Annotated in this window: 6 protein-coding genes; 1 reads left to right on the top strand and 5 read right to left on the bottom strand. The window is 59.6% G+C overall.

Annotated elements, in window-relative coordinates:
• Positions 1-55: 55 nt before the first annotated feature.
• The 3 genes from AK821_RS10730 to AK821_RS10720 are packed head-to-tail and all read right to left on the bottom strand — an operon-like array spanning position 56 to position 1,820.
• Positions 56-727: a GNAT family N-acetyltransferase gene (locus AK821_RS10730; RefSeq protein WP_064389621.1), complete on the bottom strand. Its 672-nt coding sequence runs from the start codon at positions 725-727 to the stop codon at positions 56-58.
• A gap of 12 nt (positions 728-739) precedes the next feature.
• Complete coding sequence (locus AK821_RS10725; RefSeq protein ID WP_064389620.1) at positions 740-1,186, bottom strand: GNAT family N-acetyltransferase; 447 nt, start codon at positions 1,184-1,186, stop codon at positions 740-742.
• A 10-nt stretch (positions 1,187-1,196) separates the two neighbouring features.
• On the bottom strand, positions 1,197-1,820 hold the full coding sequence (locus AK821_RS10720; protein ID WP_064389619.1) for an FMN-binding negative transcriptional regulator: 624 nt from the start codon (positions 1,818-1,820) through the stop codon (positions 1,197-1,199).
• 92 nt (positions 1,821-1,912) lie between these two features.
• Here AK821_RS10720 and pdxR point away from each other — a divergent pair, with 92 nt between their 5' ends.
• Positions 1,913-3,466: a MocR-like pyridoxine biosynthesis transcription factor PdxR gene (pdxR, locus tag AK821_RS10715; RefSeq protein ID WP_064389618.1), complete on the top strand. Its 1,554-nt coding sequence runs from the start codon at positions 1,913-1,915 to the stop codon at positions 3,464-3,466.
• Positions 3,467-3,479: 13 nt separating this feature from the next.
• Here pdxR and AK821_RS10710 read toward each other — a convergent pair whose 3' ends face one another.
• Positions 3,480-8,078, bottom strand: coding sequence for a dermonecrotic toxin domain-containing protein (locus AK821_RS10710; protein WP_064389617.1), 4,599 nt, complete (start codon positions 8,076-8,078; stop codon positions 3,480-3,482).
• Between the two features lie 145 nt (positions 8,079-8,223).
• Positions 8,224-12,795: a dermonecrotic toxin domain-containing protein gene (locus AK821_RS10705; protein WP_064389616.1), complete on the bottom strand. Its 4,572-nt coding sequence runs from the start codon at positions 12,793-12,795 to the stop codon at positions 8,224-8,226.
• Positions 12,796-12,854 lie beyond the last annotated feature (59 nt).

Here is a 12,854-nt window from a genome sequence, read left to right as displayed (position 1 = left end):
GTAGGAGCTGCCGCAGGCTCGGGCCGCGTTCGGACGATCTTTTGCTTTCAGATAATCAGGAACGGCACTCAACCAAGCCTTTCACCTGCCCGTCGGGTGTCTGATTTTCGTCGGACAACCACTGCTCGAACCCTGCCGCAATCGCCGGCCACTCGCCATCCAGAATCGAGTACCACGCGGTATCGCGGTTCTGGCCCTTGACCACCATGTGCTGGCGGAACACCCCCTCAAAGCTGAAACCCAAGCGCTCGGCGGCGTACTTGGAGCGGGCGTTGCCGTTGTTGCATTTCCATTCGAGGCGGCGGTAGCCAAGATCGAAGGAGTGCTTGGCCAGCAGGTAAACCGCCTCCGTGCTTTTCGGCGAGCGCTGCATCGGCGCGCCGAAGGTGACGTGGCCGATCTCGATGCGACCTTGGGCCGGGACGATCGACATCAGGCTGAGGATGCCTTGCACCTGAGCGCTGGCGCGGTCGATGACAGCGAAAAAATACGGGTCGCTGGCAGCCGCGTGGTTGTTGAGCCAAGTGTTGAAAACGTTGCGTTCCGGGAAGGGGCCATAGGGCAAATAATCCCACAGCTTCGGATCGGCACCGGGGCCTTCGAGTGCGGCGAACAGCTCGTCGGCGTGACGCGCCGGGTCGAGTCGTTCCAGACGGATGAAGCGTCCTTCAAGCAGGGGGGCGGTGGGGGCGGGGACGCCTTTCCAGTCGGCCGGTGAAATGCTCATGCGTGCGTCTCCTTAAATGGCTTTGCGAAACTGGATGAAACCCGGGCGTTCGGCGATACGCTCGTAGAGCTGGATCGCGGTAGCGTTGGTTTCGTGGGTCAGCCAGTGCACTTTGCCGCAGCCGTCAGCCTTGGCGGTGGCGTAAACATGTTCGATCAGCAGACGGCCTACGCCGGTGCCTCGAGTTTCTGGAGCGACCAGCAAATCTTGCAGGTAGCAGGAGTTTTCGATGCTCCAGTTCGAGCGATGATAGATGTAATGCACCATGCCCACGGCTTTGCCATCGGCCCAGGCCAATGCCGCGTGGGTCGGTTCGCTCGGGTCGAGAAAGCGTTGCCAGGTGCTGTCGGTGACCGCGTCCGGCAGTTCGGTGTTGTAGAACCGCAGGTAGGCCTGCCACAGCGGCAACCAAGCGGCGCGGTCGGCGGCGCTGACCTGGCGAATCTCGATCTGACTCATGGTGATTTCCTTAGCGCATCAAGCGGGCGAGGGTTTGGTCGTTGATTTCGGGGCTGGCAGCGAGGCCTTCGCGCACGCCGGCAATGTCCTCGGCGCTGCGGTTCTGGCTGAGTTTGCGCTTGCCCTCGAGACGGTCGATAGGAATCGCGAATCCGACAATGGCTTTGAGCATGCCGTCGATGTAATCGGCAGGCGCGTCGTCGACTGACCACGGCTGGGCGCGGCCGGCCTCGTGACGGTCGGTGAGGGTGCTGACGATGTCGAGCAGACGCCCGCCATCGCTGAAGGTTTCGGCGTGGCCATAAGCATGCACGGCGATGTAGTTCCAGGTCGGCACGACTTTGCCGTGTTCGGCTTTGCTCGGGTAAAAGCCCGGGCTGATGTAGGCGTCGGCGCCAGCAAAAATCAGCATGGCTTCGGCGCCGTCGCGCAGGTCTTTCCACTGTGGGTTGGCGCGGGCCAGGTGCCCGTACAACGTGCCGTACTCGCCTTGCTTGCAATGCAGCAGCACCGGCACATGGCTGGCTTGCAGACCGTTTTCGCCGTGGGTGACCAGAATCGCGAGGCGAGTGGCGAGGATCAGTTCGTGCAGTTGGGACAGTTCTTCGATGGCAAAGGCGCGTGGCGTGTACATGGACAGATTTTCCTTGGCGAATGCCTGCATCCTAGGCAGGCTATTGGTCTGTTGTAAGAGCCATTGATGACCAATTTCATAGGTCCATTGCCATGCCTGAGCAAACTGCCCTTTCGATGCCATTCAATCCGGCCGGAATCGAGCTCGATCGCCGTCAGGGCTTGAGTCGTCAGCTCTATCAGGCTTTGCGCCTGCGCGTGCTGGATGGACGTCTGGTCAGCGGTACGCGTTTGCCGGCCAGTCGCGATCTGGCGAAGGCATTGGCCATCTCTCGCAATAGCGTGGTGCGCGCCTACGATCAGTTGTATGCCGAGGGGTTCATCGAGGGGCGAGTAGGGGACGGCACTTACGTTGCGCAATTACCCCAAGCGCCAAGCTCGACGGAAAAACTATCCACAAAAGTATCCACAGGGTTTTCAACAGGCTTACCCACAGCCTTATCCACAAATTGGCTGGATTTACCTGTTTTTTCATCCAGTAAAGTTATCCACAGCGATACGTTCGCACGTATAGAAAAGAACCATTTGGCCCTGCCTCCGAGTGGTCCGCCACGTGCTTTTCGCGTCGGTGTGCCCGCGTTTGATCTGTTTCCTTTTGAGGTATGGGCCAAGCTCAACGCGGCTTTCTGGCGTAAACCGGATTTACAGCAACTGTGTTACGGCGATCCGGCAGGCGATGCGCGATTGCGCGGCATGATCGCCGCCTATTTGCGTAGTTCGCGCGGCATGCAGTGTTCTGCTGAGCAAATTCTGATCACCAGTGGTGCGCAACAGGGCATTAGCCTTTGTGCACAGCTGCTGGTGCAACCCGGCGATGTGGTCGGGATCGAAAATCCGGGGTACCGGGCCGCCGGTCACGCCTTTGCGGTAGCGGGCGGTCGCTTGCATGGCGTGCCGGTGGATGAAGAGGGCATCAATTGTCGCGCATTGGCTGAAGTTGCCGATTGTCGGCTGGCCTATGTCACCCCCTCCCACCAGTACCCGACCGGAGTTGTGATGAGCCTGGCGCGCAGGCTGGAGCTGCTCGCCTGGGCTGAGCGCAGCCAAGGCTGGATCATCGAAGACGACTACGACGGCGAGTATCGTTACAGCGGCGCACCACTGGCCCCGCTGGCGGCGCTGGATCGTCAGGGCCGTGTGATTTACGTCGGGACATTCGGCAAGGTGGCATTTCCGGCATTGCGCCTGGGGTATCTGGTGTTGCCGGTTGGGCTGGTCGAAGCTTTCGCCAGGCGGCGAGCGGTGGATGTGCGCCATTCCGAGGTGAGCACTCAGGCGGTGATGGCTGAATTCATGGCCGCTGGGCACTTTCAACGGCACATCCGGCGCATGCGTCGTGCTGCCCTGAGCCGGCGCGACTGCTTGCTGGCGCATTGGCCGGGAGATATTGCCGACGTTGGCAGCTTGCCGGCGGTAGCCGCAGGCTTGCACCTGACGGTACCGGTGGCGAACGTCGCCCGCGAAGGTGAGTTGATTGCCCTGGCCGAACAAGTGGGTGTCGAGGTCAATGGCCTGAGTAGCTATTGGTTACCCGACTCACCTCGGCCGGCGCAGCAGTGCGCCGGGTTGGTACTGGGCTTCGCCGCGGTGCCGGAGCCGCAAATTGAAGCGGCTCTGGCACGCTTGCGCAGTGTCTGGTGTGAGTGACCGCATCAGGGTTTTACGCTTCGGCGGGGCCCGCCTGTTGAGGATGAAGAAACAGATCCCGTACCGCTGGAGTGACGATCCGGCGCAGCAGATTATCCACCGCATCGAAGTGCTCCAGCTCCTGGCGTGATTTGCTCGGCAGATTTTGCAGATAACTGTCGGCAAACTTCAGGTGCGCGGCAGTGAAGTGCTCATCCGGATCAGCCAGTTTGTCGTAATGGAAGTGTGCGACCCAAAGGGTTTTGTTCTGGCGGCTGATATCGAGGATCCGATATTCCTGAAAAAAATCTTTGCGTTGTTTCGTGCGAATGCGGCCACGCTCGTCTTTGACGATCTGCACCAGATTGTGCTCGTGTAACCACTGCAGATAGCTTTCTCGCGGCCTGCGGCCGGTAAGCATACTGCCGTAGATACTGATGCCTTCGCCGCGCAAACGTGTCGCGGCCGTGCGCAGTTCGCTAGCCAAAGTTGCAATCGGAAAATCGGCACTTCTGCGCGCAAATATTTCATCGACACTCACCGCCGCCTGATCGAGGCGAGTGGCCTGTTGATCGAACAGATCTTTCATGTCTGCCGGAATTCGCGAGGGTCGTTGCGCATCGATGCGCAGGCGTTTGATGAACGCTTCGAGTCCGGCGATCATCGACATGGCGTTGTCCACCAGCGGTTCGTCGCCCAGAGCCGTTACAGGTAACATGCGCCTGGCCGGAGCGCGCACGATAGGCATTTGCTCGACTACCGGCGCGGGTTCTGGAGCAGCCCTGCGAGGTTCGATGACCTGTGGCCGTGCCCGGTTGACCCGCCCGACCGCGCGCGAAGCCGCGGGGGTCGGTTCGAGTCTGGCCATCGCCGCAAGCGGAAGCTCTTCAGGTTCCGGCAATGCCTTGAGCAGGGCCTCACGTGCCATCTCATGAAACCCTTCCACCAACTGCTGAACCCGCAGGAAGCGTTCGGTTTGCAGTTGCGCGGCGGAGCTGTCGAACACTTCTTGCAGGCGCCGTTTGGCATCGGCCAGACGGTCGACCAGCGCACTGAGCCTCACGACCGCCACGGCTTGTGTCTCGGCAGGTTGTGCCCTGTTGCGGCGCTCGGCCAAACCATGCCCGGCGTCGGCGGCGCCCTCGAAAATCGGCACAATCAGTTGCCGTAGCGGATCCAGAGTGCTGTCCGGTGCATCGCGCAATGACAGCTCGATGGACATACCGATTTCATTGGCGTGCAGATCTCGACGCGAGAATGAAGGCAGCAGCCTCCTGAGGTCACCCGCGACGTTCTGGGTTGCACCGGAGTGATGGTTGAGCCTTTCGAGCGAAGCGTGCAGTTGATCGAGGCGTTCGACCATTTCGTCGCTCACGGCAATGGCGTTGCGCCCCGCGGTCATCTGGGTCTGGCGTGAACGGGTTTGCGCTGGCTCTGCCGGGTTGATCTGTGGCAAGACGATTTTTGCGTATTCGCGCAGCTTCATGCGCATCCAGCCGCTGAGGAAGCGATGCTGTTCGACGGTCATGCGCATCAGTTGCGATTGATAAAACCCCCCGGCACCGCCGGCTTCACGCCACTGCTCCAGTGTCGCCAGCGCCCCGGTGTAGGAGCTGGCGAGCTCATCGGCCTTGGTGATGTAGAGCGTGATTTCAGCCTCGGACAGCGGTGCTTGCTCGTCAGCTTCGTTCAGGGGCTCCAAGGCTTCGCTCAGGTCGGCCTTGCGTCCGGCTTCCTGTTCGATGAACCGATGCAGTACCTGCCACGTGTCAGCCTTGCGCTTGGCCTTTTCGCGGCGTAACGCCTCGATCCTCCCGGTCGGACCACCGCCGCGCAAGCGCAACCTCAGTTCCCAGTGCCAGCGAGCAGCTTGCGTGTCGAAACGGATGCTCAAACCCGGATGAGCAGGGTCGGCGGGATCAAGGGCGAATACAGGCTCGTCGACTTGTGCGCTGACTTGAAACCAGCGCTCGCCAACCTGGGCATAGAGCTTGCCTTCGGATGCATAGAGATGATCGGCGTTGGGACGCGCTCCTTCGGGGAGGGAGGGTTTGGTCACCTTCATATGATCGATGGTTTTCAAAAAGGCGCTTTGCGAGTCGATGCGCGTCAGTTTCGCCGGCGCCAACAGGGAAAGATGAGCCTCGGGCAGTGGAGTCGTGATGGGCGTGTTGTCATGCGTAATCTTCGGTTCCTTGCGTAGCAGCGGCGCAGGAGGGGGCAATTCTGTGCCCGACGCATGCTTGAGCGCTGTTTTTTCACTCCGCGGGCTGGAAAGCCGAAGCCGGCGAACAGCGATGCGTTGCCCAAGCAGAATGCCCAGCGTCAGCAGAACATCACCGATCGATGACCATTGAGCAGACGTATCACCCTGCTCGTGGGCATCCTGCGCCTGCTGGATCTGGGCGATGGTTTGCCAGACCCAGACAGCGGTGCCTGCCGGGCCGCTGAGAAAATTGGCAGCGACGCTAAAAATCGCCCAACTGCTGTCTGCCAGGATCGCCCAGCGGCGCTCGGCATTGGAGGTAGACTGGCGATCGGCAAGATCAGCCAGCGCCTGGCTGTGGCTGGTGAACAGGGTTGTGTAAATGTCAGCGCTCAGCGGCGTGTCCGCGAGGTTTACGGCGGCCGTCAGATCGAGGTGGATGAAGGGTTCGAAAGCCAGCTCGGTAATGGTCCACGGCGAGGGCAGGCCGCTCGAAAAAACGTATTGGGCGTAGTCGAAACTCAAGGATCGGTTGGGCAGCCAGGCCAGTACCGAGTCGCGCAGTTCGCCGGGTTGGTAGAGCGCATACAGCATGTTCTGCGCAGAGGGGAATTGCCGCAACGGTTGTTCCAGCAGTGGCCGATAAAGCAGGCAAGGGCCGTCCTTACCCGCAGGTGGGCCGATGATATACATGTTCGCGACGGTGTCGGGGGTGCTGCCCAAACGAAAGCGCGGCATGAACGCCAAGGGGCGGATCTGCACGGGCCAGTCAGCGACGGCGCTGTTATCGGCAATCGATTTGACCAACTGGCGAACCTGGCGGTAACCCCGCTCGTCGACATCGCCCTGGCGCTTGAGTTTGCATTCCAGCGCCAGCAGCGGCAGCAGCAGTGGTAACTGCCGGCAGTAGCGGGTCTGGTAAAGACGCGACTGTGGCGCATCGTCGATCAAACTGGTTTTGATCAGTTTCGGATAATTTTCGCCGATGTTGACCTTGTCTGCCAGACGCACCAGCAGATCCACGGTCAGCCAGCCCGGTGTGGGCGTCGCATCAGCGTAGGCGATCTTGGCGAGGTAGGGCCGGATGTTATGCAGAGCGAATTCGCCAAGTGTCTGCACGCGAGTGCTGAAGGGATCGGGCAGGGTCAATCCGCCGGCCTCAAAGCTCTGGGTGACGGTGATCCGTACTTGATCCGGACGCAGTAGTGCTGTTTCTTTGGCGGGCCTGGCGGCAGTAATGGCTTCGCGCATCTGCTGTTGGGCATAGTCGGCGATAAGTGCAATCTTGTTGACGTCGAATGCATCGCTGTCGGCGTCTCTGAGCCTGCCCAATTCCGTCAGGTATCCGCTGTAGGTCTGGATATCGTCCAGTGATCCGGCAATCAGCCAGTCGGGGATGGCCTCGTCGAGAAGTCCAACGCGTCCATCGCCGGCTATCTCCTCACGGCTACTGTGCTCTTGAGGCGAAATGAACCTGATCAGCGGCGAGCGGCTCATCGGGTCAAGTGCGTCGATCGAATCGATCTGGCAGCTCACCAGTGCCCGAACCAAGGCATCAAAGATATTGCCATCGGGTTCATACAGTCGCCATTTCAAGGTCTGACCGCTCAGCTCCATGTCGATTCGCTCAGGCAGGGTGGCGCCCAGCTCCGCCAGCGAGCTGAACGATTCAAAGCCTTCATCGATGGTGTACATCGTGACCAGCTCCCGGCTGCCCAGCTTCGCCGTCAACACCAGCGCGCCGGCGACCATCAGATGCCGGGTCCGATTGGCCTCCGCGAGTTCGAAGGCGAGGTCGAGATCGATCAGGCTGGCACGCACATCAGACAGGCCTGCGTGGGTTGTTGCGCGCGAGGCTTTTTCCGGAAATGCCGAGACATGGCGTGCCAGGCTGCATTCGTTGGTATCCCAGCCTTTGATCGACTGCACATCAAGGGTTTCTTTCAGGGTGTCAGCCAGCTGTTGCCAGCGCGGTATTTCTTCTTCGGTGGCGTTCCAGTAATCCAACTGGTTTTGGGCGAAAGCAAGAAACAATGCCGGCGCATTTTCGTTGAGCATTTCACTGATCGCATCCATACCGACGGGTAAATGGACCGGGTCTTCCATCTCGGGCGCCAACGTCAGAAAGTGTTCACCTTCTATGTAGTTGGCAGTCTCGCCGGTAAACGCCAAGCGCGCCAATACGTGGGGCAGGGATTCGAATCGGCTGCTGTGACTGAGCATTTTCTGCCCTTGCTGGTGCCAGACAGGAGTCATTAACATGATGTCGTCCGGAGCGACCTGCAATTGCGCAAAGTTTTTCTTCAGGGCTTTGCGCAGCATCTCTACAGCAGCCTCTTGCAAGGTCGGTCCACCGCTGGTCTGTTCCACCAGTCGGCTTTTTTTGAGCAGCGGCGGGGCGATGATCGTTCGGGTAGATTCACTCATTGGGTAGACACCGGTTAGAAGGTGGACGGTGCGGCAAATGCCGCCTGCCACGGACATTAGCGAGGCGTCCAACAGCACGGGTGGTAGATATATATAGGATGAAAAAAAAGCCCGCACATGGCGGGCAATTGATCCGGTTGAGTGATCAGGAAAAGAACAATGAAGCGGCCTGGGCATGGCTTATGACGCTGCGGTGGATGGCGATCAGTTCCTGATTACTGCGGCCCTCACGCTCGACATAGGCACCGCCCAGCCGACGCTGCTCGACGGTTTTCAAATGCGCGGCGGTGAATGACGGCAACGGGTCGTCAAGGTTTGCGTAGTGGAAATGGGCGTACCACAGGACTTTACCGCCCTGCTTGTCGAGAATCGGGTATTCGAGCAGATAGTCTTTGCGTGGGCCTTTGAGCCGGCGGCGTTCGGTGGATCGAGTAATCGTCACTTCTTGCTTGCTGTACAACCATTCGACTCGCGCCGCAGTCGGTGGCTGCTGTTTGGTAAGTTCAATCCTTGCGGTTCGACCCCTGGCATAAAGGGCTGTGGCTTCGCTTTCGAGTTGCTGACGCACTTCGGTAGCGGAAGCGGTTTTGCTTTCGACGTGATTGCCAGAGGTGAGTGCTTTGTCGATCTTGTCCATGGCATCGCGCAGGCGCGTGGCGTGCAGATAATAGATCTCCTCTATCTCCGTGGGATTGCGTTGCGCCCGTGCCATGTGTGACTGGGTGCGCTGCCTGAAGGCTGGCAGTTCGTCGAGCAATTCCCTGGCGCTCTGCAGGCTCTTCGAAAGCCCGGGGCCTGGCCTTGGCAATCCGACCGGTTTGGCAGGTACTCTCTCGACCCAGTTGCCCGGGGTTTTTTCGTGAAAAGTGGCAATCACTTTACCGGTCAATGGCGCCACCACATCGACCAGATCGCCGTCCTGCCCGCCGTCACTGCGCCTTGGCTGACCGACCAGTGTGCCTTTGTAGCGGGTCTTGATGATTTTACGCGCGGGGGGCTGTGACGATTTCGATGGTCCGGCGACCGGCTCCACCAAACGTTGCTCGCGCAACAGATTGGACAGGTGCTGTACGGCATTCTGATGGAATTCGCCGACGTGGCGCTTCACTTGCTCCAGTCGTTCGCTGATCACGTACTGTGGATATTCACTGACCAGATCGCCGAACCTCTGATCGATGACGTCGAACTGTTCCACCAGATTGTTCATCGCCTCAACGCGCTCACCGAGCTGATTGAAACTTTCTTCGGCGCTCAGGTCGATTACGCTCTGAATGTTCAGAGAGGCATCCTCGACGAGGCTTTCCAGGGCGGCACGTGCACCCTCGCGAAACTCTCCCGCTTCGGCCGACAGACACAGTTCCTGGCCCAACGTGATTTGCAGCATCTTCAAATCTTCCAGCGAGAAACTGGGCAGCCTGGCTTTGTACTGACGGGCGACATCGACGGCTTCTTTGCCGAGCAGGTTCAACTCGGCGAAACGGCTGTGGGCAAATTCTATTTTGTCGATGATGCCCTGCGTCAGCTCAGCCATCTTTGCGAAAGGTTCGGAGCGGTCTGCAGCAGCCTCGCTGGCGTCCTCGTCAAGCAGCACCAGTGTCTGCGCAAGGCTTTCGCGAAATGCCGTGTAGGTCTCGTCGATCCAGCCTTGCATGAGGAACAATTGCAGGGAAAGGCGTTCGAGCATTGCGCTGCGGTAGTTGGGTATCGCCTCAAGCAGATTCAGCGCTTTCAGGCTGTCGATGTTAGCGCTGTATTCCTTTGCTTGAGCGTCGAGCGTATCGAGAAACGTCTGCCGGGCACTTTCAGCATTTTGTTCGGTGGCCTCCAGCATGGCGCGTCGAACGTTGACCAACTCGCTGCGCTTGCCAGCCAGGCCGGCGTCGAATACAGCAATGTCGCGTTTTTTCTGCTCTAACTTCTTCGCATTATGTTTCAACAATTTTTGGCGTTGACTGTTGAGGCCGCCGGCGCGCAGGCGCAGGCGTAAATCGACAAACCATTGCCCACGCGCATTGGCGAGCAACAGCGGACCGGTGCGCATGGGTTGCTGGCGCGTGTCGATGATCTGCACATCTTCATTGTCATTGAGACCGACTTCGAACCAGCGTTCGCCGACCTTGGCGTACCACTTTTGCCCGGCGCTGCGAAGATGGCGGTACGGGCCTTCGGTCGCGGCTGTTGCCAGTGGTTCCGGTCGGTTCACCTTCAGGCTGTCGAGTACCGTGCCCAGGTTCGAAGACGATTGTTCCAGGGCTCCGAGCACGTGCAGCGACAGCTCGTGATTGCCCGGCAGTTCAGCGCCACTGATGTCCGCAAGACGATTGAAGCGAATGCTCGCGGGCGCTGCGGGTTTGCTGGCTGGAGGGGTTTTCTCGGGGAGAACGCCGGATGGCGCTCGCTGCGGTTGCTTGCGTGTCGCCGCTCGATGCGCGAGCGCCATGCCCAGCGACAGCAGGATGTCGGTCAGCGCGGTCCAGGGCACGGGTTGCTGCTGGTTTTGTGCATCGGTGACCTCTTGCAGGTCGTCCATTATTTGCCAGATCCACGCCGCAGTACCGACGCTACGCCCCAGAAACGGCAGCGCCGCATTGAACAGTGCCCAGCCACCGCGCTTGAGTGTGGCCCAGCGGGCTTCGACATTCGACACCGACACGCGATCGGCCAAAGTGATCAGTGCCTCGGCGTTGGTTTTGAACAGGCTTGCCAATACTTCCGGCTCGATCACCTGGCCAGACATAGTCACGTTTGCACGGTCATCTGCCGAGCCTGGATCGATCAACAGTTGCGGAATGGTCCACACCGAAGGCAGGGTTCCGGGAAAAACGTATTGCGAATAATCGAAGCGTACCTTGTCCGGCAACCAGGCCAGTACCGACTGGCGCAGTGTGGTCGAATGCTTGATCGCATACAGCAGATTTGTCCTTGACGGGTATTGCAGCAGCGGTACATCGAACAGCGGACGATAGAGCAGACAGGGCCCCTTGTCCGCATCGCGTGGGCCGATCACGAACATGTTGAGCACTTCGTCTGCGCTATCGCTGGCCTTATCACTTTTGACGAACGCCAGCGGGCGCACGACGATATCCTCGCCATCGACACGCCTGTCCGTTGGTTCCACAGCCAGCGCCGCCACGACGTAGCGATAACCTTGTTCATCGATACCTGCTTCGCCGCGGATCTTGTGTTGCAGCGCCAGCAACGACAATTCAACGGGCAATTGACGACTGTAGAGCTGCTGCAGGCGTGCAGCCTGGGTTTTGTCTTCGACCAGGCGCTGCTCGAGCAACTGCGGATAGGTCTTGCCGATATCGACCGACGTGACCAGGTTTTTCAGGTAGGTGGCGGTCATCCATGTCGGCACCGGTGTCGAACTGTTGCGGTAGCGCACCGACAGGTCGCCCAGTGGCAGGCCGGCGAGATTCTGCAGCGCCAGATCAACCAGGGACAAGGTCAGGGTCTGCGGTTGCTCCGGTGCGACAAACGTGCCCCAGACCACAACGCTGGTATCGGTTATTTCCACGTCTTGCAGCTTGAAGTCCTGGGTCGGTGTGCGATCGATCGCCTTTTTCAGCTTGTCGAGGGTAAAGGCCTGGATATCGGGGATTTCGCTCTGAAAACTCTTGCCCGAATTCTGCTGCTGCACGGCCACCAGATCCAGCAGGTGCCGGCTATACCGGGTCTGGTCTGCGGGCGAGGCATTGTCCAGCCAGGACGGCAGGGCGTGTTCGGTGTGGGTGAAGCGACGGGACAGGTTTGACTCGGCGGCCGGGCTGGCACCGCTGCCCAGATGGGCGAGAGCAATCGAGTCATTTCGACTTTTGAAAAAGTCGACCTCGCCGATCGCCTGGGCTTCCAGCGCAATCAGCGCGCAGGCTTGCTGATCGAAAAAATTGCCTGTTGGCTCGAATAGCCGCCATTGCACTTGAAGCGCATCGGCGCCGGGCTGCAGAGGCCACTGCAAGGACTTTTCCAGGTCGGTGAAGCTGTCGAAGCACTGGAATCCCTGAGGAACCGAATGCGTGAGGATGATGGTCCGTTCGCCTTTGCTGCCGAGCAGAACAGCCGTGTCGAGGACATTGAGATGGCTACGGTCGGTGGTATCGCCCAGATCAAGATCGATCAGACAGGTACGAGTCTGATAGGTGTCCTCGAGCGCTCGTTCGGTTTTGTCCGGGTTCTTGAAAACGCCTAGCGCCATTGCCCGTTGATCGGCATCCCAACCGTTGTCGGCGCTGACGTTCCAGACCTGCTGCAAGGTCTCTGAAAGTTGGTGCCAGCGCGGTACGGAAGGGCTGATGGTTTCGTTCCAGTAGTCGATCTGCTGTTCTTCCAGCGCCGTGAGCAGCAGCGGGGCGAGTTCGTTGAGCAAGGCGCCAACCGCTTCGATGTCTACGGGTAACTGGACACAAGGCATGACGTCCGGTTGTTCGGTAAGAAAATGTTCGCCGTCAATGAGCGTGATCGCGGTGCCAGACAGGGCCAGCCGTACCAGTGCATCGGTGAGCGACTCGAAATGGTAAGGCCCCGCGACGATTTGCCGGCCATCGGAGTGCCAGGACGGCGTGGCAACAATGGCCAATGTCGGATCGATGACCTGTTGCGGGTATAACTTTACTAGGGCAGGAAGCAAGGCGTTCGCTGCCACTTCACTGAGCGACGGGCCACTCACCAGTTGGCTGAGTACATCGATGGCGCTGGGCGCCGGTTTCTCTGACATGACCATATCCTTGGCTGACGTTTGCGGCCGCTGCGATGCGCAGCGCCGGACGACAGCAC

Origin of the sequence: Pseudomonas sp. RIT-PI-r (genome assembly GCF_001297015.1) — a bacterium.
In the GTDB taxonomy this organism is placed as follows: domain Bacteria; phylum Pseudomonadota; class Gammaproteobacteria; order Pseudomonadales; family Pseudomonadaceae; genus Aquipseudomonas.
Note: the sequence above shows the minus strand (reverse complement) of the source record. Positions and strands in the feature narration are given on the sequence as shown.

Coding starts and splice junctions, on each gene's coding strand:
- pdxR (WP_064389618.1), top strand. CDS start 1,913: ATGCCTGAGCAAACTGCCCTTTCGATGCCATTCAATCCGGCCGGAATC.
- AK821_RS10725 (WP_064389620.1), bottom strand. CDS start 1,186: ATGAGTCAGATCGAGATTCGCCAGGTCAGCGCCGCCGACCGCGCCGCT.
- AK821_RS10730 (WP_064389621.1), bottom strand. CDS start 727: ATGAGCATTTCACCGGCCGACTGGAAAGGCGTCCCCGCCCCCACCGCC.
- AK821_RS10705 (WP_064389616.1), bottom strand. CDS start 12,795: ATGTCAGAGAAACCGGCGCCCAGCGCCATCGATGTACTCAGCCAACTG.
- AK821_RS10720 (WP_064389619.1), bottom strand. CDS start 1,820: ATGTACACGCCACGCGCCTTTGCCATCGAAGAACTGTCCCAACTGCAC.
- AK821_RS10710 (WP_064389617.1), bottom strand. CDS start 8,078: ATGAGTGAATCTACCCGAACGATCATCGCCCCGCCGCTGCTCAAAAAA.